Source organism: Streptomyces sp. CB01580, assembly GCF_001905795.1.
GTDB lineage: Bacteria > Actinomycetota > Actinomycetes > Streptomycetales > Streptomycetaceae > Streptomyces.
Window position 1 is genome coordinate 120,571 of record NZ_LIXJ01000027.1, and the last position, 21,614, is coordinate 142,184.

Consider the following 21,614-nt stretch of genomic DNA (forward strand, 5'->3'; position numbering starts at 1 on the left):
CCGTCCACTCACCGCCTGCCCCCGCCCGGTATCCCCTGCCGACCGTCCCGACCAGTCCGACCCGCCGATCAGCGGCGGACAAGGAGAGAAGTCCCATGAGCCCCACCACCCCCACCCCCTCCCCGGGGAACCGGCCCGGTCCGGACGACGCCCGGTCCACCGCGGCCGTCGTCCTCGACACCGTGCACAAGAGGTACGGCGAGCGGCACGCCGTCGACGGGGTGTCCCTCACCGTGCCGCGCGGCGAGTTCTTCGGTCTGCTCGGCCCCAACGGGGCGGGCAAGACGACCCTCGTCGAGATCATGGAGGGCCAGCGCAAGGCGGACTCCGGCACGGTCACCGTGCTGGGCGCCAGCCCCTGGCCGCGCAACCCGTCGCTGCTGCCCCGGCTCGGCGTGCAGACCCAGACCTCGGCCTTCTTCGTCCGCCTCACCGCCCGCGAGCACCTGCGCATCATGGCCGCCCTCTACCGCACCGACCACGCGGCGGCGGAGCGGGCGCTGGAATCCGTCGGCCTCACCGAGCAGGGCGACACCCGGGTGGACGACCTGTCCGGCGGTCAGCGCCAGCGCCTCGCCATCGCCTCCGCGCTGGTCCACGAACCCGAGCTGATCTTCCTGGACGAGCCGACCGCCGCCCTCGACCCGCAGGCCCGGCGCGCCCTGTGGCAGGTGCTGCGCGACCTCAAGGGCGAGGGCCGCACCATCATCTACACCACCCACCACCTCGACGAGGCCGAGGCGCTGTGCGACCGGGTCGCCATCATGGTCGAGGGTTGCGTCGTGGCCCTGGACAGCCCGGCCCACCTCATCGCGGCCGCCGCCCCCACCACCCGGCTGGTCGTTCCCGACGACCGGCTCACCGCTGCCCAGGCACGCGCCATCGAAGGCGTCGACAACGTCACCGAGGAACCCGGCGCCCTCGTGCTGGAGACCCTCGAATCCGGCAAGGTCCTGGCCGCGATCGACGCCCTGGCCGGACTCCGGGGCGTCCAGACGCGCACCGCCGACCTGGAGGACGTCTACCTCGCCCTCACCGGCGCCGCCGAGGCCGCCGAGGCCGCCGGAGCCGACGGCGCCGCGCGCCCGTAGCCCGTTCCGCCCGCGATCCGACCGGACCGCCCCCGCCCCCGGCGCGCCCCGCAGCGCGCCCGCGCACCCCGAAGCGCGACCCCGCACCCCCCAGCAGTGATACGGAGACACCCCGATGAGCGCATACACGGCGCTGAGCCAGGCCGGATACCGGGCCTACACACGCGACAAGACCACGCTCTTCTTCACCTTCGCCTTCCCGCTCATCTTCCTCGTCGTCTTCGGGCTGATCTTCCACGGCCAGACGGTCGAGCAGAGCGGCAAGCCCTACATCAACTACATCGCCCCCGGCGTCCTCTCCTGGGGCGTCGGCAACGCCGCCGTGTTCGGCGTCGGCTTCGTCCTCATGCAGTGGCGGCGCGACGACATCCTGCGCCTCATCCGGATGACCCCGACGCCGGTCTCCGCCGTCCTCGCCTCCCGCTACGTCCTGGCGCTCGGCATCGGCGCCGTGCAGTGCGTGCTGTTCGTGTCCGTGGCGCTGCTGCCCTCGTTCGGGCTCCAGCTCGACGGCCGCTGGCCGCTCGCCCTGCCCGTCCTGGTCATCGGCATCACCGCCTTCCTCGCCCTGGGCGTCATCGTCGGCAGCTACGCGAAGACCCCCGAGGCCGTCGCCGCCGTGGCCAACTGCCTGATGATCCCGATGGCGTTCCTGTCCGGCTCGTTCTTCCCGCTGGACGCCATGCCGGACTGGATGCAGAACCTCTCCCGCGTGCTGCCGCTGCGCTACCTCAACGACGGGATCTCCGGCGCCCTCACCGGCGGCGGCACCACGGGCGACATCTGGCTGGCCTGCGCGGTGCTCGCCGGATTCGCCGTCGTCCTGTGCGCGATCGCGCTCAAGACCTTCCGCTGGAGTGACAAGTCATGACGACGGCCATCGCCCCCGCCCCCGCCGGGCCGCCCGTGCCCGGCGAGACCCCGCTGGAGGCCGCCCGGGCCGGGCTCCACGCCGAACTCGGCAGCCGGCACCGGGAGACGGCGGCCACCGAGGGCCTGCCCGCGCCGCTCGTCGTGCCGCTCGGCGCCGCCGACACGCTCGGCCACGGCAGCCCCGACCCGTACGCCGACGTCCGCCCGGCCGCCAACGTCCAACTGACCTCCCGGGCCGTGCTGATCGGCCCCTGGGGCGGCGGACCGGACGCCGGCGCCTGCGGGCAGTGCCTCGCCATGCGCTGGCAGCGGCTGCGCAGCCGTTCGGAGCGCGAGGCCCTGGAACTCGGCCACCGCCCGAACGGCGCCGTCCACTGGCCGGTCCTCACCCCGTACGCGGCCGACGCCGTCTGGGCCGTCTACCGCGCGGTCCTCGGCGGCACCCACGACCTGACCGACGCCACCGCCGCCGACCGCGCGCTGCCCCGCGTCACCCGGATCGATCTGGTGACCCTCGCCACCGCGACGTTCCCGATCCTGCCCGAACCCCTCTGCCCCTCCTGCGTCCAGGAGGTCCCCGACACCGCCGAAGCGGCCCGGATGGACCTCGGCCCGGCCCCGAAACCCGACCCCGACGGCTACCGGCTGCGGCCCCTGTCCTCGTACCCGCTGCCGACCGCCGCGCTCGTCAACCCGGTGTGCGGCACCCTCGGCTCCGACCTCTGGATCAACCCGACGTCCACCACCACGGCACCGGCCGCCGGAACCCATTTCGTCCGCGGGTACGCCGGTCTCAACGACGTCACCTGGAGCGGCCAGGCCAACGCCTACGACACCAGCCGCCTCCTCGCCCAGCTGGAGGGCCTGGAACGGTACGCGGGCACCACACGCCGACGCGGCACCTCGCCCGTGATCGGCAGCTACCACGAACTGGCCGACCACGCCCTGGACCCCGCCGCCTGCGGCCTCTACGCCCCCGAGACCTACGCGACCGACCCCATGGTCTCCCCGTTCGACCCCGACCGGCCCATCCCCTGGGTGTGGGGCCACTCCCTGCGCGACGACCGCCCCGTCCTGGTGCCCGCCCGGCTCGCCCACTACAGCGCCGGGGTCGAGGCCGACAACTTCGTCTTCGAATGCTCCAACGGCTGCGCCACCGGCGGCAGCCTGGAGGAGGCGATCCTCTACGGGCTGCTGGAGATCGTCGAACGCGACGCCTTCCTGCTGGCCTGGCACGGCCGTACCCCGCTCACCGCGATCGACCTCGGCACCTGCCGCTCCCCGGCCGTCCGCAGCATGATCGACCGGGCCGCGCTGCACGGCTACGACGTCCACGCCTTCGACACCCGGATGGACCTGGCCGTCCCCGTCGTCACCGCCCTCGCGGTACGCCGGGACGGCGGACACGGGACGCTGTCGTTCGCCGCCGCCGCCGGGTTCGACCCCGAGGCCACCGTCGAGTCGGCGCTGTCCGAAGTCCTCACGTACATCCCGCACCTGCCCTACCAGGTCGCCGAGCGGCACACCGAACTCGCCGCCATGGCCGCCGACTTCACCCTCGTGCGGCAACTCAAGGACCACGCCCAGCTCTACGGGCTGCCGGAGATGGCCGTGCACGCCGAGGAGTACCTGGAACCGGTCGCCGTGCTCCCGTCGGCGGACGCCTTCGCCGACTGGGAGCCCCGGCGCCCCCGCACCGGAGACCTCCTCGACGACCTGAACCTGCTGCGCGACCAGCTCGTCGCCGCCGGGCACGACGTCATCGCCGTCGACCAGACCACCCCCGAACAACGGCGGATGGGCCTGCACACCATCGCCGCCGTCGTCCCCGGCCTGCTGCCGCTCGACTTCGGCTGGACCCGGCAGCGGGCCCTGCTGATGCCCCGGCTGAGGACCGCGCTCCGGGCGGCCGGGCGACGGGCCGACGACCTGCCGGAGTCCGGGATCAAGCGCGTCCCGCACCCCTTCCCATGACGCCCTTCCACGATGCCCCGCACGAGGCACCTCGTGGCCGCGGCACCGGCCGGAGGCCGGCCGGGGAACGGCCACCGCAGCACGCAAGCCCCCTTCGCGCTCCGGGCGCGAAGAGGGCTTGCGGACGTGCGGAGCGTGCGCGATCGGTGAGTCGATCAGGCGCAGCAGGAGGTGGTGCTGGTGGTGCTGGAGCAGGTCGACGTCGAGGAGCAGGACGTCGAACCGGCCAGCACGACCTCCGCGGCGTCCGAGTAGTCCGAGATCTCGAAGGTCTCCGACTCCAGCTCCAGGATCTCGTCGGCGAGGGTGGCGAGCTCGGTCTTGGGGGCCATGGTCTTCTCCCTTGGTCCACGGGGACGGGCCGGCGGCTCCGGCACCGTTCCCCCGCTCTGACGCCATTGCAGCGGGAACCGCTGTCAGATCGGCCGCGGTTTCGCTGTCAGATCGCTGGCACCCCATGACAGCGGAACGCGGGATTCCTGAAGACGGGGCGGCGCAGGCTGTCGACGCCGGCCCCACACGTGCCCGGCGGGCCCGGATCACGACCGGCCCGCCCAGCGGAACGAGGTGAGTTGACATGCGGGAGCACCTCCCGTCCCCTCCTGGCGCTGGTCCTCCCGGCGCCCCGTGCCCACCTGGCGCCCGGCCCGCCGCCCCGGCGGACGGGCGGCAGGCACCGTCCCGCCCACCGGCCCCGGCGGTGCCGCGCGAGGTCCTGCGTCCGGCGCTGGAGCTGTACCTCGACGCGCACGCCCACCCCGAACCGTCCGGGGCCGAGCGGCGCACCGCGGACCTGTTCGCCGCCCGGCTGGCGGCGAGCGGCTGCGAGGTGACCCGGAAGGTCGGCGGCGGCCACGGCCTCGTGGGCGTGCTGCGCAACGGCACCGGCCCGACCGTCATGCTCCGTACCGAGCTCGACGCCCTTCCGGTCACCGAACGCACCGGGCTCGCCTACGCGAGCACCGTGCCGGGCGTGATGCACGCCTGCGGCCACGACCTGCATCTCGCCGGGGTCGCCGGGGCGGTGGCCGAACTCGCCCGGACCCGCTCCGCGTGGCGCGGCACGGTCCTGGTCGCGGGCCAGCCGTCCGAGGAGAGCCTGACCGGTGCGCGGGAGATGCGGGCGGACGGCCTGTACGAGCGGTTCGGCACCCCGGACGCGGTCCTCGCCCAGCACACCTCGCCCGCGCCCGCGGGCACCCTCGCGCACGCCGCGGAGTTCCGTACGCCGCTGATGGCGGCAGGCGCGATGGTGGACATCACCCTGTACGGGCGCGGCGGCCACGCCGGTACCCCGCACCTCACCGTCGACCCGGTCCTCACGGCGGCGGCCACGGTGCTGCGGCTGCAGTCCGTCGTCTCGCGGGAGACCGCCCCGGCCGAGCAGGCGGTGCTGACCGTCGGCGCGCTGCGCGCCGGAGGGCCCGGCAACGTGATCCCGGAGACGGCACAACTCTCCCTGTGCGTACGGGCGTCGAGCGAGCACGCGGTCGACCGGATGACCGCCGCCGCACTGCGGATCGTGCGGGCCGAAAGCGCGGCGTCCGGCTGCCCGAGGGACCCGGACTTCACCGTCACCGCCCGCTCGCCCGCCCTGCTGACCGACGCGACGGCCACGGCCGCCGTGCGCCGGGCGCACGAGGAGTCGTTCGGCCCTCACCGGGTCGGCGACTGCGGAACGCTCACCGCCACCGAGGACTTCGCGTGGTTCGGCGCCGAGGGCGTGGCGACGGTGTACTGGCTGCTCGGCGTCACGGGGGCACGGCAGTGGCGCGCGGCCCGGGACGGCGGACCACCGGTCCCGTCCAACCACGCGCCGGAGTTCGCCCCGGACGTCCGTACCGCCCTGCCGGCCGGGATCGCGGCCATGGCGTCGGCCGCCCGGCGGTTACTGGAGCCGGAAGGGGGCACCCCGTGACCAGTCCCACCGGGGAGGCGGCATACGGGACGGGCCGCGACCACGGCCACATCGACCTGGTGACCGTCCGCCGCGACAGCACCGCCCCGACCGGCGAGACCACCGTCGTACGGCTGCTGAGCCTGCTCCCCGCCCACTGGGCCTGCGCCCCCCGGTCCGTGGGGCCCGACCGGATCGCCCTGCGCATCGCCCTGAGCCGTACCGTCGACGACGGCACGGTCCGGCGGGCCGTCGCCCGTGCCCTCGCCGACCGGGCACTGGACGGCTGGGCGCAGGAACCGTGAGACGGGGGGCCGTGCGTCAGATCCAGCCGCGCTCCCGGGCCAGCAGGGCGGCGTGGGCGCGGCTGGCGGCGCCCAGGGTCTGGAGGAGATCGGCGACGTACCGCCGGTACGTCCGCACCGAGACCCCCAGCTCGCGGGCGCCCGCCTCGTCCTTGCCCACGGTGCACATGGACACCAGGACCCGCCGCTCGATCTCCGACAGGCCGTCGTCCGGAGTCCCGCCGTCCGCACCGCTCGCCCGCGAGAGGTCCTCGGCCTGGTCCCAGATCTTCTCGAACAGGGCGATGATGTTGCGCACCAGGCCGCCGCGGTGGGCGAGCAGCGCCCCGCGCGAGGTGTCGTGCGGGTCCAGCGGGACGAGGGCGGCCTTGCGGTCGTAGACCAGCAGCCGCTCGGCGCTGTGCTCCGTCACCCGGATCATGGCCCCGTTCTCGGCCAGTTCCCGCAGATAAGCGGCGGTCGCCGGATCGTGCAGCGCCGCCCGGATCACGACGTTCCGGATCTTCACACCGCGCCGCAGGCACCGCAGGTCCAGCGGGCGCGAGCGGGCGATGTTCTCGGCCGACAGCTTCGTGTACGGCTCCACGGAGAGGATCTCGTCCCTGGCGAAGAACGCCAGGTCGTCGATCCGGTCGCGGATCTGGTCGAGGCCCTCCAACTGTTCGATGCCCGGCGGAGGGGGCCTGCGCGCCCCCTGCTCCGCGCGTAGACCGTCGATCACATGGCGTGACCGGGTGACGCGCTGCAGTTCCTGGTGGAGGGCGTGCAGGCGTAAATCGATGAGCCTGGCCACCGCGACCTCCGGGTCGATCGGGAAGACACGCAGGTCGGGGCTCTCGGGGTGGAGGAGCCCGAGTTCCTGGAGCCGGTCGACGCATGCGCGCGCCGCCCGCGGGTCCGTGCGCAGGAGGAGGTGCAGATCGTCGGTGGCGGTGCCGGGGTTGCGGAGGAAGTGCCGGTAGACCTCTTCCTCGGCCTCCGAGACCCCGAATATGGACATCTCGTTCTCGCCCATGCGCGCCCCCGCTGCCTGGTCCCTGTCGGCCGTGCGCTCCCGGTGGTCGCCCGTGAGCGCTGGTTCACGGCTGCCGTACTGCCTGCCCGTGCAACTTTTGCGGAATCTTTCGGCCAAAGAGTAGACGCTGAGATCATTTCTGTGAGGGGGCCGGACACAACTGTGTGCGATGCGGAGATGAACGGTGTGCGTCCCGCGACGAGCGGCCCGGCGTACGCGACGGATGGTCCGGACCGGGGATATGAGGTCCCGCCGCGCCCGGCCGGACCGGGATACGGTGCCTTGCCGCCTTGCCGCCTTGCCGCCTTGCCGCCTTGCCGCCTTGCCGCCTTGCCGCCTTGCCGCCTTGCCGCCTTGCCGCCTTGCCGCCTTGCCGCCTTGCCGCCTTGCCGCCGGAATCGCGCCACCCGCTTCCGTCGCGTCCGTCGCGACGGGCCCGCCCCGCCGCCGACGCGATCAGGCCGCGCACCGGCCACCGGCAGGCCGCGCGCACCGGCCCCGGGCGACGGCGCCCCCGGGCGGTCGCGGACCCGGGCGGAGGCGATCGGGCTCACGACCGATCGGGCTCACGACCGAGGACGGTCACGGCCGAGCGGCGATACCGGGCGCGGTCCCGGGCAATTGCGGGCGCGGCTGTCACGGGGGAGTCGTAGGCTGGGATCCCCGGCCCGCCGGGGGTGGCTCCCGGATCATGCCGGGCCGGAGGCCGCCCCCCGTACGTGTCGGGTCCTTCGCGTTGCCCGTGACCCGGCAGCAGCCGGCTGCCGGGTCCCTGGCCTCGTTAGACCTCGTTACCTCGTTACCCGGACGGAAGCCTTCATGAGTCTGCACGGTCTGCTGGATGTCGTCGTACGTGACCCGGCACTCTCCGAAGCGGTGAAGGCCGCCGACGACGGCCACCGGATGCACGTCGACCTGGTCGGGCCGTCCGCCGCCCGCCCCTTCGCCGTGGCCGCCCTGGCCCGTGAGTCGGGCCGGACCGTGCTCGCCGTCACCGCGACCGGCCGTGAGGCGGAGGACCTGGCGGCGGCGCTGCGCGGCCTGCTGCCGCCGGACACCGTCGCCGAGTTCCCGTCCTGGGAGACCCTGCCGCACGAGCGGCTCTCGCCCCGCTCCGACACCGTGGGCCGCCGCCTGGCGGTGCTGCGGCGCCTCGCGCACCCCAGCGCGGACGACCCGGAGACCGGCCCGGTCAAGGTCGTCGTCGCGCCCATTCGCTCGGTGCTCCAGCCGCAGGTCAAGGGCCTGGGGGACCTGGAACCGGTCTCGCTGCGCACCGGGGGGAGCGCCGATCTCGGCAGCACCGTCGACGCGCTCGCGGCAGCCGCGTACTCCCGGGTCGAACTGGTCGAGAAGCGCGGCGAGTTCGCCGTACGCGGCGGCATCCTGGACGTCTTCCCGCCGACCGAGGAGCACCCCTTGCGGGTGGAGTTCTGGGGCGACGACGTCGAGGAGATCCGCTACTTCAAGGTCGCCGACCAGCGTTCGCTGGAGGTCGCCGAGCACGGCCTGTGGGCCCCGCCCTGCCGGGAACTGCTGCTGACCGACGAGGTGCGCGAGCGGGCCGCCGCCCTCGCCGAGAGCCACCCGGAGCTGGGCGAACTGCTCGGCAAGATCGCGGAGGGCATCGCGGTGGAGGGCATGGAGTCCCTCGCGCCGGTCCTCGTCGACGACATGGAGCTGCTGCTCGACGTGCTGCCCGCCGGGGCGATGGCGCTGGTCTGCGACCCGGAGCGGGTGCGGACCCGGGCCGCCGACCTCGTCGCCACCAGCCAGGAGTTCCTCCAGGCGTCGTGGGCGGCGACCGCAGGCGGTGGAGAGGCCCCGATCGACGTCGGCGCGGCCTCGCTGTGGGGCATCGCGGACGTCCGGGACCGGGCCCGCGAGCTGGGCATGATGTGGTGGTCGGTCTCCCCGTTCGCCGCCGGCGGAGCCGACGAGGCCGATGAGGACACCGACACGCTCAAGCTCGGCATGCACGCCCCCGAGGCGTACCGGGGCGACACCGCCCGCGCGCTCGCCGACACCAAGGGCTGGCTCGCCGACGGCTGGCGCACGGTCTACGTCACCGAGGGGCAGGGACTCGCCTCCCGCACCGTCGAGGTGCTGGGCGGGGAGGGTGTCCCGGCCCGGCTGGACCCGGACCTGACCGAGGTCTCGCCGTCCGTCGTGCACGTCTCCTGCGGCGCCCTCGACCACGGCTTCGTCGACCCGGAGCTGCGGCTCGCCGTCCTGACCGAGACCGACCTCACCGGCCAGCGCACCGCCACCAAGGACCTGGGCCGGATGCCGGTCCGCCGCCGCAAGACGATCGACCCGCTGACGCTGGAGACCGGCGACTACATCGTCCACGAACAGCACGGTGTGGGCCGGTACATCGAGATGGTGCAGCGCACGGTGCAGGGCGCCACCCGCGAGTACCTCCTCGTCGAGTACGCCCCCGCCAAGCGCGGCCAGCCCGGTGACCGCCTCTACATCCCCACCGACCAGCTGGAACAGGTCACCAAGTACGTCGGCGGCGAGGCCCCCACCCTGCACCGGCTCGGCGGCGCCGACTGGACGAAGACCAAGGCGCGTGCCAAGAAGGCCGTCAAGGAGATCGCCGCCGACCTGATCAAGCTGTACTCGGCCCGGATGGCGGCCCCCGGCCACATCTTCGGCCCGGACACCCCCTGGCAGCGCGAACTGGAGGACGCCTTCCCGTACGCGGAGACGCCCGACCAGCTCTCCACCATCGCCGAGGTCAAGGCGGACATGGAGAAGTCCGTCCCGATGGACCGGCTGATCTGCGGCGACGTCGGCTACGGCAAGACGGAGATCGCGGTCCGGGCGGCGTTCAAGGCGGTCCAGGACGGCAAGCAGGTCGCCGTCCTCGTCCCCACGACCCTCCTGGTCCAGCAGCACCACGGCACGTTCACCGAGCGCTACTCCCAGTTCCCGGTCAACGTACGGGCGCTCAGCCGCTTCCAGTCGGAGACCGAGTCCAAGGCCACCCTCGAAGGGCTGCGCGACGGCTCCGTCGACCTGGTCATCGGCACCCACCGCCTGTTCTCCTCCGAGACGAAGTTCAAGGACCTGGGCCTGGTCATCGTCGACGAGGAGCAGCGCTTCGGCGTCGAGCACAAGGAGCAGCTGAAGAAGCTCCGCGCCAACGTGGACGTCCTCACTATGTCCGCGACGCCCATCCCCCGTACGCTCGAAATGGCCGTGACGGGCATTCGCGAGATGTCGACGATCACCACGCCCCCGGAGGAGCGCCACCCGGTCCTCACCTTCGTCGGCCCGTACGAGGAGAAGCAGATCGGCGCCGCCATCCGCCGTGAACTGCTCCGCGAGGGCCAGGCGTTCTACATCCACAACCGCGTCGAGTCGATCGACCGCGCCGCCGCCCGGCTGCGCGAGATCGTCCCCGAGGCGCGGATCGCCACGGCACACGGCCAGATGTCCGAACAGGCCCTGGAACAGGTGGTGGTGGACTTCTGGGAGAAGAAGTTCGACGTGCTGGTCTCCACGACGATCGTCGAGTCCGGCATCGACATCTCCAACGCCAACACCCTGATCGTGGAGCGCGGCGACAACTTCGGCCTCTCCCAGCTCCACCAGCTGCGCGGCCGGGTCGGCCGGGGCCGCGAGCGCGGCTACGCGTACTTCCTCTACCCGCCGGAGAAGCCGCTCACCGAGACCGCCCACGAACGCCTCGCCACCATCGCCCAGCACACCGAGATGGGCGCGGGCATGTACGTCGCCATGAAGGACCTGGAGATCCGCGGCGCCGGAAACCTTCTGGGCGGCGAACAGTCCGGCCACATCGCGGGCGTCGGCTTCGACCTGTACGTCCGCATGGTCGGCGAGGCGGTCGCCGACTACCGGGCCTCCCTCGAAGGCGGCGTCGAGGAGGAGGCGCCGCCGGAGGTCAAGATCGAGCTCCCGGTCGATGCCCACGTCCCCCACGACTACGCGCCCGGCGAGCGGCTGCGTCTCCAGGCGTACCGGGCCATCGCCTCCGCCTCCACGGAGGACGACATCAGGGCGGTCCGCGAGGAGCTCACCGACCGCTACGGCAAGCTCCCCGAACCCGTCGAGAACCTTCTCCTGGTCGCCGGCCTGCGCATGCTGGCCCGCGCCTGCGGCGTCGGTGAGATCGTGCTTCAGGGCCCGAACATCCGCTTCGCCCCGGTCGAACTGCGCGAGTCCCAGGAGCTGCGCCTGAAGCGCCTCTACCCCAAGACGGTCCTCAAGCCGGCCGTCCACCAGATCCTGGTCCCCCGCCCCACCACCGGAAGGATCGGCGGCAAGCCGGTCGTGGGCCGCGAACTGTTGGCATGGACGGGGGAGTTCCTGACGACGATCCTGGGGTCGTAACCGAGGATGCCCCTGCCGTCCCGTCGCACGTACTCGGCGGGGCCGGGCGCCGTTATGGTGCGAGGGACGCGACGGGTCCTTCACCGGGAGTGGCTGACGGGCTGACTCCCTCGATTCGGTCGTGGCCGTGTTCAGCGGGCAGGACCATGGGCCGCCTCGCACGACCTCCGTCGTCCGGACGTCCTGCCGGCGTCGCTCAGACGCTCCACGCCGCCAGCAGGTCCTCCGGGGTGAGCGAGAGGTCCACGACCACGCCGTCGGCCGTTCCGGCGGGGCAGACCGCCAGCAGCGCGGCCTCGGCCGCTCCGGGGACGGCGGCCCGGCCCTCGGCCAGGTGGTCCAGGTCGCGGGCGCAGAACGGCTTGTTCTCGCGCCACTTGACGGAACCGAGCAGCAATTTCGTGTTGCCGCTCGCCGCCGGGACGACGATGTCGTACTCACGGCTGTTGTCCCGGTTCCACCAGCTGCCCACCTGGCCGGTGCCACCGAGCGGGGCCAGCGGGGCCAGCTCCGGAGCGAGGCGGGACACGGCCTCCTGGACGAGCGGTTCCACCGCCCTGCCCCGCCAGCTGGGCCAGCCGCGGTCGAAGAAGCCGCGCGCGATGTCCGGACGGCCGCGGGCGATGTTCGCCTGCTGCTCCTCGATGAACCGGAACCAGAAGCGCAGGTAGGGGTCGCAGATCCGGTACCGGCGCAGTTTGCTCGTCGCGCCCGTGCCCACAGGCGTGTCGACGGCCAGGACTCCCTTGTCGCCGAGGACTCTTATGGCTCTGGTCACAGCGGTCTGCGCGGTGCTGCCGGCCTCCGGGAGGCACCCTATGACCTGCGTGAAGGTGCTGAACCCGACCTCCGTGCCGCCGATCGCCGAGAGGATGCGCCGTGTCTGCGTCGCGTCCGGGAACTCGGCGTCCAGGGACCGCTGCCCCATGACCGCGAGGTCGCTGTTCTCGTCGCGGAGTTCCTCGTGCACGAACGCCCGCGTGCTCTCCGCACGGGCTCGGTCGAGCACGAGGCGAGGGTATCCGCCGGTGATCAGCGCGGTGTCGAACGCCGCCGCCGGATCGCTGCCCGCGCCCAGTGCCTGGGCGCACTCGGCAGGGTTGAAGGGCGAGATCGTCCGGCTCTTCGCCCGCCCGTACAGCGGCCGGTCGTGCTCGGTGAGCCGTTCCATCATGGTGACGTCCGAACCGATCAGCACGAACAACACAGGGGTGTGCTCGAGCTGTCGGTCCCAGCTGTTCTGCAACTGCCCTTCGAGGGAGGGATCATTTGCCGCCGCCCAGGGGAACTCGTCGATGACGACGACGGAAGGCGTGTCGCGGCAGGCGATGGCGATGCGGCCCAGTGCGTCGCGCCAGTCGCTGGGGGGCGAGGCGAACAGGGCCTCAGCATCCTTCAACGGGGCCGTGGACGTGCCGAGTTCCGCCGCGAGGCTCCGGAGTTCCGCCGCCGGTGTCGCGTTCTTCACGGCCGTGAAATACAGGTAGGGCAGGCCGCACCGCTCGACGAACCGCGTGAAGAGCCGGGACTTGCCCACTTGGCGCCGTCCGCGTACGGCCAGCAGCTCACCGGTCCCGGACCGCTTGATGCGGTCCAGGCGTCGGGACAGGTCGTCGAAGACGTGCTGGCGGCCATAGAAGTCCATGATGCGATCGGCCTTCCGTCGTCCATGAAACATTCGTCTATGAATCATACACCAATGCGTGTTACGGAGAGTATTTGCCTGGCTCCGCTGTGGCCTGGTTGTGCGTGCATCTCCAGGAGGCCGCAGGGGCCCGGTCCGTGGACGGCGCCACGTCCGGCCCGGCCCCGATGGTGGGCGGTGCTTCCCGTGTGCGCCGCGCCGCGAACCGTGTGATTCAGGCCGCACCCTGGCCGACACGCGTGTGAATACCCGTCAAGACAGGGGTCATTTGTACGATTTCCTGGTTTGACTTTCTCCCTGTCAGGACGGTTTCGCGTGAGATCTCCCCGTACGTACCGAGTAATGCTGCCCGCGCTCAGCGTGGCGGCCGTGTTGGCCCTGGCGGGCTGCGACTTCGAGGTGGGGTCGCCGTCCTCCGACACCGGACAGCAGGACGGCGGGGCGGACGGCGGCGGGCGGGCGGTCGGCGGATTCGGCGCGAGCCCGCTGGAGAACCCCGACGGCACGAAGCCCGGCCTCGCCCCGCTCACGTCCGAGGCGGACCGGGCGGCGGGCCGGAAGCTCATCGAGAAGGTGGCGACGAAGGGCCGGGGGCCCAAGACCGGCTACGCGCGCGACAAGTTCGGCTACGCCTGGAAGGACTCGGTCGACGGGATACCGCTGGCCCGCAACGGCTGCGACACCCGCAACGACCTTCTCGCCCGGGACGGCAAGCACCTGAAGTTCCGCTCCGGCTCGGACTGCGTGGTCGTGTCGATGACCCTCAAGGACCCCTACACCGGCTCCACCCTGGACTGGCGCAAGGAGAAGGCCGCCAAGGTCCAGATCGACCACGTCATGCCGCTCTCGTACGACTGGCAGATGGGCGCCTCACGCTGGAACGACGTCAAGCGGCAGCAGATCGCCAACGACCCGCTCAACCTCCTGCCCGTGGACGGCCCGGCCAACAACGCGAAGCGGGACTCGGGCCCCGCGTCCTGGCTGCCGCCGTACAAGCCGGTGCGCTGCTCGTACGCCGTGCGGTTCGCGCAGGTGTCGCTGAAGTACGAACTGCCCGTCACCGCCGCCGACAAGAAGGCCATGCTGGAGCAGTGCGGAGGCTGACGCGCCGCCGTGCCGCGCGTCGTCCTCCGCACCTCGTGCGTGCCCCCTACCCCCGTACCCCGTGCGTCGGCCTCCGCACCCCGTGCGTGCCCCGTACCTCCGTACCCCGTGCGTGCCCGCCGGTGAGTCCCCCGTGGCCCACCGGCGGGCCGGCCGGTCGGCCGGGCCGGCCGGGTCAGCCGGTCGGGTTGTTCAGATCGACGATGTCCTTGGGGGCGGGCGCCTTCACCTCGACGGGCTCGTCGAAGTCGGAGAGCGTCATCTTCGTCGGCTCCTCGCTGCTCCTGACGTCGACCTGGAGGATGTACGGCTCGCCCTCGGCGGCCACCAGCATCGTGTAGGTGTCCTCGCCGTCCTTCTCGACGAGGCGCAGCGCGCGCTTGCCGTCGACGGTGGTCTCGCCGGCCTTCTCGGCCACGTCGTCGTTGGCCTCGAACTCCTTGAACATCGTGGCCAGGTCGCAGAGTTCGAGCATGTCCTTGCTGTCGGGATCCGAGGCCTTCGACTTCATCCAGCGGCCCGCGAGCATGTTCACCGCGGCGTCGACGTCGGCGGCGGGCTCGCCCTTGGACTGTTCGCGCAGCATCGCCTCGTCGAACTTCGTGTAGACGGTGCCGCCGATCTTGCGGATCTCGATGGTCCCGGCCGGACCGATGGACATGGTTCCCGAGCAGTCGCCGGGCAGGGCGGCGGTGAGGTGCGCGGAGACCGGGCCCTCGTCCGACTTCGTATCGATGGCGAGGCGCATGGACTTGGCCTTCTTCGTGGTCTCGATCGCCTTGTTGACGACCTCGGGACCCGACATGTCCGCGAAGGGGGCGGGGGTCTTGGACGGGGAGGTGCCGGAGTCCTTCGACGAGGAGGTTCCGGTGCCGCAGGCGGCCAGGCCGAGCAGGGTGAGGGCGCAGAGGGTGTTGACGGTGGTGCGGGCGAGCAGGCGCATGGCGGACTTTCGGGGGAGAGGGGAACGGGAGGGAGGGGAGGTCAGAGCTTCAGGTCCCACTGGGTGGCGTCGTAGGTGAATCCGGGGTTGACCTCGACGGTCAGCTTCTTGGCGTCCGCCGGGGCGTCGAAGGCGAACTCGACCGTGACCTTCTTGCCCGGCAGGACCGTGCCGCTGAAGCCCTTGCCGACCTTGTCGTCGAAGATCTGCTCGGCCTCCACGCCGTCCTCGCCGGCCCGGGCCGCGACATCGACGAGGGTGGCGTCGAACTTCTCCTTGCCCGCGTTCTCGATGACGACGGTGACGCGGTACGCCTTGTTGCCCTTGGCGTGTCCGATGGCGTATTCGCCCGGGGCGTACGTGGTGGCGTCGCCGACCGTGACCGTCAGGTCGTCGTCGTACACGGCCGAGTCACCGGCCCCCAGTGCCTTGTCGGTGTCCTTCTTGCCGTCCTTGCCGACGCCGCCGTTCTTCGTGTCGCTGCCGGGCTTCGGCTTCGCGGAGGCCGTGGTGTCCGACACCGTCTTGTTGATCTCGTCCACCGCGTCGCCCACGGCCTTGAACGTGATCACCGCGCCGACCACGGCCAGGACCAGTGAGACCAGGCCGAGCACGGCGCCGAAGGTGGCCACGCCCTTGTTGGTGGCCTCGCCGCGCTTGGCCCGGCCCCGGCCCGACAGGCCCAGGATCAGGCCGATGACGCCCAGGATGCCCGCCAGCCAGAACAGGAGCGGGATCAGACCCGACACGGCACCGATGATGCCCAGGACGAGCGCGGCGATGCCCAGCCCGTTGCGCGCCGGGCGTACGCCCGGCTGCTGGGCGGGGGCGTACGGCTGCTGGGGCTGCGGGGACTGCGGCGGCTGCGTGAATTCGGACATGGGTGTGCCCTCCGGCGAAAGACGGGACGAAAAGCAGGGTGTGAGCGGATCGATGCGTCGCCGTTGTGTGGCGGCGGGTCAATAAGAGCAGAGGTTGTGAACCGAGTCAACGCGGGTCACAATGAATAGGTCGGTGCACGCTGTGAATCGGTTTCATGTGAACGACATCGGTATGCTCGCCGTCACCGGACCACGCCGAGGGCCAGGACCAGGGCCAGGACCAGGAGACAGTCAGTGCCGGAGAACGCGACAGAGGTGACCGCTGCCGGGATCGCCCGACTCGCGGGCGTGGGGCGTGCCGCCGTGAGCAACTGGCGGCGGCGTCACGCGGACTTCCCCAAGCCCGTCGGCGGCACCGAGACGAGTCCGTCCTTCTCGCTGTCCGAGGTCGAGCAGTGGCTGCGCGACCAGGGGAAACTCGCCGAAGTCCCGCTCCGCGAACGGGTCTGGCAGCAGCTCGCCGGGCATCCGCTCGGCCCGGTCCCCGCCCTGGTCCACACCGGCTGCGCCCTGCTGGTGCTGCGGAACGACCCTGCCGCCTGGCGGGAGATCGCCGCCGTGCCCGACGAGGCGATGGCCGGTGTGCTGTCCCTCGTCCTCGACGACGTGCTCACCGAACGGTTCGGGCCCGCCGAGGAGCGCGGACGGGCGGTTCACACCCCTGGTCGTGCGGAACTGCTCCCGTCCGTCGCGCTGCTCCGGGGTGTCGCGGAACTCGCCGCCGAGAACGGCGCCCGGGACACGTTCGAGTTCCTGTTGGGCCGTCAACTGGACGCGAACCCACGTCAGTACACCCTCACGCCTCCCGGACTCGCCGCGCTCATGGCCGCCTTGGCGGACGCCGGGGAACGACCCGCCCGCACCGTCCTCGACCCCGCGGCGGGCACCGGCGCCCTGCTGTGCGCCGCCGAGCGCCGCGACGCCCTGTACGCGCAGGAGTCCGACCCCGACCTCGCCTCCCTCACCGCGCTCCGCCTCGCCCTCCACGACGACGCCGGTACGGGCGGCACCATCCGCGTCCGCGCGGGCGACACTCTCCTCGCCGACGCCTTCCCGCGGCTCTCCGCCGACGCGGTGCTCTGCCACCCGCCGTTCAACGAACGCAACTGGGGCCACGACGAACTCGCCTACGACCCGCGCTGGGAGTACGGCTTCCCGGCCCGTGCCGAGTCCGAACTCGCCTGGGTCCAGCACGCCCTGGCCCGTCTGCGGGAGGGCGGCACCGCCGTGCTCCTGATGCCGCCCGCCGCCGCGTCGCGCCGCTCCGGGCGCCGCATCCGCGCCGATCTGCTGCGGCGCGGCGCCCTGCGCGCCGTCATCGCGCTCCCGGCCGGTGCCGCGCCCCCGTACGGCATCCCGCTCCACCTCTGGCTGCTGCGCAAGCCCGGCAGCGGAGTGCGCCCCTCGCCGCACGTGCTGCTCGTCGACACCGCCGAACCGGCCGAACCGGCCGCTCCGGGCCAGGCGGCCACCGCTCCGGCCGGCGGGCGCGACCGGCTCGACTGGCAGGCGGTGCACGCCGTCGTGCTCGATGCCTGGCAGTCGTTCGTGGGCGAGGAGGCGGGGGCCGGGAACGGCGCGGCCGAGGGGCAGGCGGACGACACCCGGGGCCGTGCTCGCGGCGGGGGAGAGGGCCGGAAGGAGGGCCGCCGGGTCGTTCCCGTCATCGAACTCCTCGACGACGACGTCGACCTGGCCCCCGCCCGCCGTCTCCCGCCACCGGCGGCCACGAGCGGACCCGCCGAACTGATCCGCGTACGGGAACGGCTGACCGAGACGCTCGGCCTCACCGGCACGCTCACCCCGCCGCCCGTGCTCCCCTCCGAGCCGGCGCACTGGCCGCTCACCACCGTCGGTGAACTCGCCCGCGCCGGCGCGCTCCGGCTGTACACCGGCGGCTCCGGCGCGGGCCCCGCCTCCGTGCCCGTCCTCACGGAGCACGACGTGCTCGGCTCCACCGCCCCCTCGGGCAGCCTCCCCGCCGACGGCCCCTCCGAGGAACCGGTCCTCGTCGAAGCGGGTGATGTCGTGGTGCCCGTGCTCGGAGGCGGTTCCGTCGTCCGTGTCATCGACGACGCCACCGCCGGGGCGGCCCTGGGCCGCAACCTCCAGCTGCTACGCCCGGACCCGGTCGCCCTCGACACCTGGTTCCTCGCCGGGTTCCTGCGCGGCACCGCCAACACCCGCCAGGCCAGCAGCTACGCCTCCACCGCCACCCGGCTCGACGCCCGCCGCCTCCAACTGCCCCGCCTGCCGCTCGCGGAACAGCGCGGATACGGGGAGCGGTTCCGCGCGCTGGCCGACTTCGAGGAGGCGCTCAGGCTGATCGGCCGGCTCGGCGGCCGACTGGTCCAGGGGATGTACGACGGGCTGGCGGACGGCACGGTCGCGCCGAAGTGAACGGCCGTGCGGAAGTGATCGGAACCACAACGGTTCCGTACAACCCGGGGCCGATTGTCGGTGTCGCCCTTTACGCTCGGATCCGCGTGCATGGAGGAGTGTGCGCGGACGTTCCACGACCAGGTCTCCAGGAGCAGCCATGTACGCCCCGGGTCATCCCCCGACGCCGCCGCGTCGGGTCCCCAGCAGGGCCTGGATCGTCTCGATGCGAGTGCTGTTCATCGCGCTCGCGGTGTGTTCGCTCGGCCTGCTGCTGTGGACCCCGCTGCTCCGGCTCGCGATCGTGCGCCGCCGGAAGACCGACTGGTGGCTGACCGGGGCGGGCTTCCTGTTCGTCTGCGTGCTCCTGCCGATCCTCGGCAGGGACGGAAGCGACGACCCCACCGGCATCGACTACGTCCTCATACCGCTGCTGCTGCTGGTGCTGGCGGCAGCGGTCGGGTACTACCTGGTCGAGGACATCCGCCACTACGAGCGGCTCAGGCGTCCGGCGCCCGTGATCGGGTACGGGGATCCGACGGTGCCGGGGTACGGATACCCGCTCATGGCGCCGATGGGCGTACCGCCCGTCGCTCCTGTTTCCGGCGCCGCCGCGACACCCGTGCCCGCTCCCTTCCCGGCCCCCGTGCGGCACCAGCAGCCCGCCCCCACCCCCGTGCACCCACCGCGGTATCAGCCGCAGCCGCCCACCGCATCGCAGCCGCCCACCGCATCGCAGCCGCCCGTCGCGCCGCAGCCGCCCGTCGCGCCGCAGGGACAGCCGCCCGTCGTGCCGCATCCGCATGCCGCCTCCGCCCCTGCCCCCGGCCCCGCCCCGCGTTCGTCACATCCCTCGCAGGCATCGGATCCGTCGTCCGCGCAGCAGCAGCCCCGACGCATCGATCAGGTCCGTGCCGAGCTGGACGAGCTGAGCGCCTACCTCCGCAAGGAGGACGGCCTGTGAGCGGACGTGTCGTCGCCGGGCGGTACCAACTCGCGACCGTCATCGGCCAGGGCGGCATGGGCCAGGTCTGGACCGCCTACGATCAGCGCCTGGACCGCCGGGTCGCGGTGAAGCTGCTCCGCCCCGACCGGGTCACCGGCCCCGTCGACAGCCGGGCGGCGGACGAACTGCGCCGCCGCTTCGTCCGCGAGTGCCGGATCACCGCGCAGGTCGACCACCCCGGGCTGGTCACGGTCCACGACGCGGGCAGCGACGGCGAGGACCTGTACCTCGTCATGCAGTACGTCGAGGGCGCCGACCTCGCCGATCATCTCGCCGAGCACGACCCGTACCCCTGGCAGTGGGCCGTGTCCGTCGCCGCCCAGTTGTGCGCCGTCCTGTGCGCCGTGCACGCGGTCCCGATCGTCCACCGCGACCTGAAACCCCGCAACGTGATTGTGCGACCGGACGGCGCCGTCACCGTCCTGGACCTCGGTGTCGCCTCGGTGCTGGACACCGACACCACCCGTCTCACCCACACCGGCTCACCGATCGGCTCCCCGGCCTACATGGCGCCCGAGCAGGCGATGGGCGGTGCCGTCGGCCCGTACACCGATCTGTACGCACTCGGCGTGCTCCTCCACGAACTCCTCAGCGGGGACGTGCCGTTCGCCGGGTCCACCGCGCTGGGCGTGCTCCACCGCCACCTCCACGAACCGCCGCTCCCGGTCCGCCGGGTGCGGCCGGACATCCCCGGACAGCTCGAAACACTGGTGCTGCGCCTGCTCGCCAAGGACCCGCAGCACCGCCCGGCCGACGCCCAGGAGGTGTACGAACACCTCGCCCCGCTGCTTCCCGCCCGGGGCGCCGGGCTGCCCACCGGCCCGCTCGACCCGACCCGCCCCTTCCTGCGCCCGCACGCCCCGTGGCCCGACCGGGGCGCCGCCCCGACCCCGTCGCCGGTGTCCGCGCCCCTGTTCCCGCCTCCGTCGGCCGCCCCGGCGGGTACGGCGACGGGCGCGGCGGCCCGGCCCGATGTCGCCGCCGCCGTCGACGAGGTCAAGCGACTGCTCGGCGAGGGCCGTATCACCCAGGCCGTGGACATCCTCGGGGCCCTCCTCCCCGTCGCGGCCGAACAGCACGGCGAGAACTCCGCCGTGGTCCGCGTCCTGCGCAAGCAGTACGCGGCGACGCTGATGGACGACGGCCAGTACCGCCGCGCCCTGCCCGAGCTGCGTCGCCTCGCCGACGAGCGCGCGGCGCAGGCCGGACCGGCCGACGCCCAGCTGCTCCAGTTCCGCCAGGACGCGGCCCAGTGCCTGGAGCAGCTCGGCGAACCGGCCGCCGCGCTCGCCGAGTACCGCGCGGTGCTCCCGTACTGCGAGAACCACCGGGCCACCGGCGGCGACCCCGCCCGCGCCTTCGGGATCCGCAACCGCATCGGGCATCTGCTGCTCGCGCTCGGCGACCACGCGGGCGCACGTGTACAACTCCAGGCACTGCTGTACGACGCGGAACGGGCCTACGGGCCGCACCACCCGCTGCCGGTGGAACTGCGCCGACGGCTCGACCGTCAGGCGGAGGTCCAGGGCGGCTGAGGGCCACCTCCTTCGCCAGGAGCTCCATCAGGGCCTTCGTCAGGGGCCTCAGCAGGGCTTTCGCCAGGACCCTGCGGGTAATGGTCATGCCAAACTTCCGCAAACGGAATGTCACGGACCGCCCCTGTGGCCCCCGTGGCGTGAGATCGTGTGCTGCCGCCGGGGCGGCTGACGACCCCGCCTGCCCCGTCGGCCTCATCCTTCTTCTCCCTCGCGTTCACCGCCTCCTGGGCGAAGTCCGCCGGCGCCATCGGCCAAAGCCGGTCCCGCCGCACGCGCGATCGACCGGAACGCATGGGGGCGCCCCGGTCGCGATCGTGGCCGGTTGGGCCGGGACGTCCATGGTGGGGCGACCAACGCGCCCGCTCCCGCACCCGCGCGCGGCGCCGCGCACCTGAAATTGTTTACAAAACGGGGCAATTCACTTGACGGGTATCCGCCGGTCCTCGAACAGGGCCGTTCCGTCGCGGACATGGAGCCCGGCAAGCCGCGCGATCCGTGCGGTCGAGGAACCCGTGGAGGAGCCGTACGTGGTCCCCACATCTCCAACTCCGCCCGAATCGTTGGTCGAACCAGTGGCCCCAATCACATCCACTGCCTACCA

General features: G+C 72.6%; 15 protein-coding genes. 10 read left to right on the top strand and 5 right to left on the bottom strand.

The genetic code is table 11. The annotated features are described in order from the left end of the window. Positions 1-95: 95 nt before the first annotated feature. From AMK22_RS29670 to AMK22_RS29680, 3 genes are all read left to right on the top strand, one after another. Complete coding sequence (locus AMK22_RS29670; RefSeq protein WP_073790067.1) at positions 96-1,091, top strand: ABC transporter ATP-binding protein; 996 nt, start codon at positions 96-98, stop codon at positions 1,089-1,091. Positions 1,092-1,206: 115 nt separating this feature from the next. Beyond that, entirely contained in the window at positions 1,207-1,962 is a 756-nt protein-coding gene (locus tag AMK22_RS29675; RefSeq protein WP_073790069.1) for an ABC transporter permease, read from the top strand. Next, a complete protein-coding gene (locus tag AMK22_RS29680; RefSeq protein ID WP_073790071.1) occupies positions 1,959-3,938 on the top strand; it encodes a TOMM precursor leader peptide-binding protein in 1,980 nt (659 codons plus the stop codon). Before AMK22_RS29675 ends, AMK22_RS29680 begins: the two co-directional genes overlap by 4 nt. A gap of 155 nt (positions 3,939-4,093) precedes the next feature. Here the strand turns inward: AMK22_RS29680 and AMK22_RS29685 are convergent, their stop codons facing one another. Continuing rightward, on the bottom strand, positions 4,094-4,270 hold the full coding sequence (locus AMK22_RS29685; protein ID WP_073790073.1) for a thiazolylpeptide-type bacteriocin: 177 nt from the start codon (positions 4,268-4,270) through the stop codon (positions 4,094-4,096). Positions 4,271-4,638: 368 nt separating this feature from the next. Between AMK22_RS29685 and AMK22_RS29690 the strand changes: the two genes are divergently transcribed. Continuing rightward, entirely contained in the window at positions 4,639-5,856 is a 1,218-nt protein-coding gene (locus AMK22_RS29690; RefSeq protein ID WP_073790075.1) for an amidohydrolase, read from the top strand. Then, positions 5,853-6,140 (top strand): hypothetical protein, encoded by a 288-nt coding sequence (locus AMK22_RS29695; protein WP_073790077.1) that lies wholly within the window; start codon positions 5,853-5,855, stop codon positions 6,138-6,140. The genes AMK22_RS29690 and AMK22_RS29695 overlap by 4 nt, the downstream gene beginning before the upstream one ends. Before the next feature lie 16 nt (positions 6,141-6,156). On the opposite strand, the gene AMK22_RS29700 is transcribed toward AMK22_RS29695, so the two are convergent. Then, positions 6,157-7,155: a helix-turn-helix transcriptional regulator gene (locus AMK22_RS29700; protein ID WP_073790078.1), complete on the bottom strand. Its 999-nt coding sequence runs from the start codon at positions 7,153-7,155 to the stop codon at positions 6,157-6,159. Positions 7,156-7,974: 819 nt separating this feature from the next. Between AMK22_RS29700 and mfd the strand changes: the two genes are divergently transcribed. Beyond that, the gene (gene mfd / locus AMK22_RS29710) at positions 7,975-11,517 is read left to right on the top strand and encodes a transcription-repair coupling factor (RefSeq protein WP_073790081.1); all 3,543 of its coding nucleotides are present in this window, start codon (positions 7,975-7,977) and stop codon (positions 11,515-11,517) included. Positions 11,518-11,713: 196 nt separating this feature from the next. Here mfd and AMK22_RS29715 read toward each other — a convergent pair whose 3' ends face one another. Further along, a complete protein-coding gene (locus tag AMK22_RS29715; protein WP_073790082.1) occupies positions 11,714-13,162 on the bottom strand; it encodes an ATP-binding protein in 1,449 nt (482 codons plus the stop codon). Between the two features lie 315 nt (positions 13,163-13,477). Between AMK22_RS29715 and AMK22_RS29720 the strand changes: the two genes are divergently transcribed. Further along, positions 13,478-14,266 carry an HNH endonuclease family protein gene (locus tag AMK22_RS29720; RefSeq protein WP_443333324.1) on the top strand — a complete coding sequence of 263 codons (789 nt, stop codon included), beginning with the start codon at positions 13,478-13,480 and terminating at the stop codon, positions 14,264-14,266. 175 nt (positions 14,267-14,441) lie between these two features. Here the strand turns inward: AMK22_RS29720 and AMK22_RS29725 are convergent, their stop codons facing one another. Next, entirely contained in the window at positions 14,442-15,209 is a 768-nt protein-coding gene (locus tag AMK22_RS29725; RefSeq protein WP_073790084.1) for a hypothetical protein, read from the bottom strand. Between the two features lie 41 nt (positions 15,210-15,250). Next, positions 15,251-16,090 (bottom strand): DUF4190 domain-containing protein, encoded by an 840-nt coding sequence (locus AMK22_RS29730; protein ID WP_073790085.1) that lies wholly within the window; start codon positions 16,088-16,090, stop codon positions 15,251-15,253. A 234-nt stretch (positions 16,091-16,324) separates the two neighbouring features. On the opposite strand from AMK22_RS29730, the gene AMK22_RS29735 reads away from it, so the two are divergent. The 3 genes from AMK22_RS29735 (at position 16,325) to AMK22_RS29745 (ending at position 21,010) form a co-directional block, all read left to right on the top strand. Beyond that, on the top strand, positions 16,325-18,490 hold the full coding sequence (locus AMK22_RS29735; RefSeq protein WP_079186463.1) for an N-6 DNA methylase: 2,166 nt from the start codon (positions 16,325-16,327) through the stop codon (positions 18,488-18,490). A 139-nt stretch (positions 18,491-18,629) separates the two neighbouring features. Next, positions 18,630-19,433: a hypothetical protein gene (locus tag AMK22_RS29740; RefSeq protein WP_242434176.1), complete on the top strand. Its 804-nt coding sequence runs from the start codon at positions 18,630-18,632 to the stop codon at positions 19,431-19,433. Continuing rightward, positions 19,430-21,010: a serine/threonine-protein kinase gene (locus AMK22_RS29745; protein ID WP_073790086.1), complete on the top strand. Its 1,581-nt coding sequence runs from the start codon at positions 19,430-19,432 to the stop codon at positions 21,008-21,010. Before AMK22_RS29740 ends, AMK22_RS29745 begins: the two co-directional genes overlap by 4 nt. Positions 21,011-21,614: the final 604 nt, after the last annotated feature.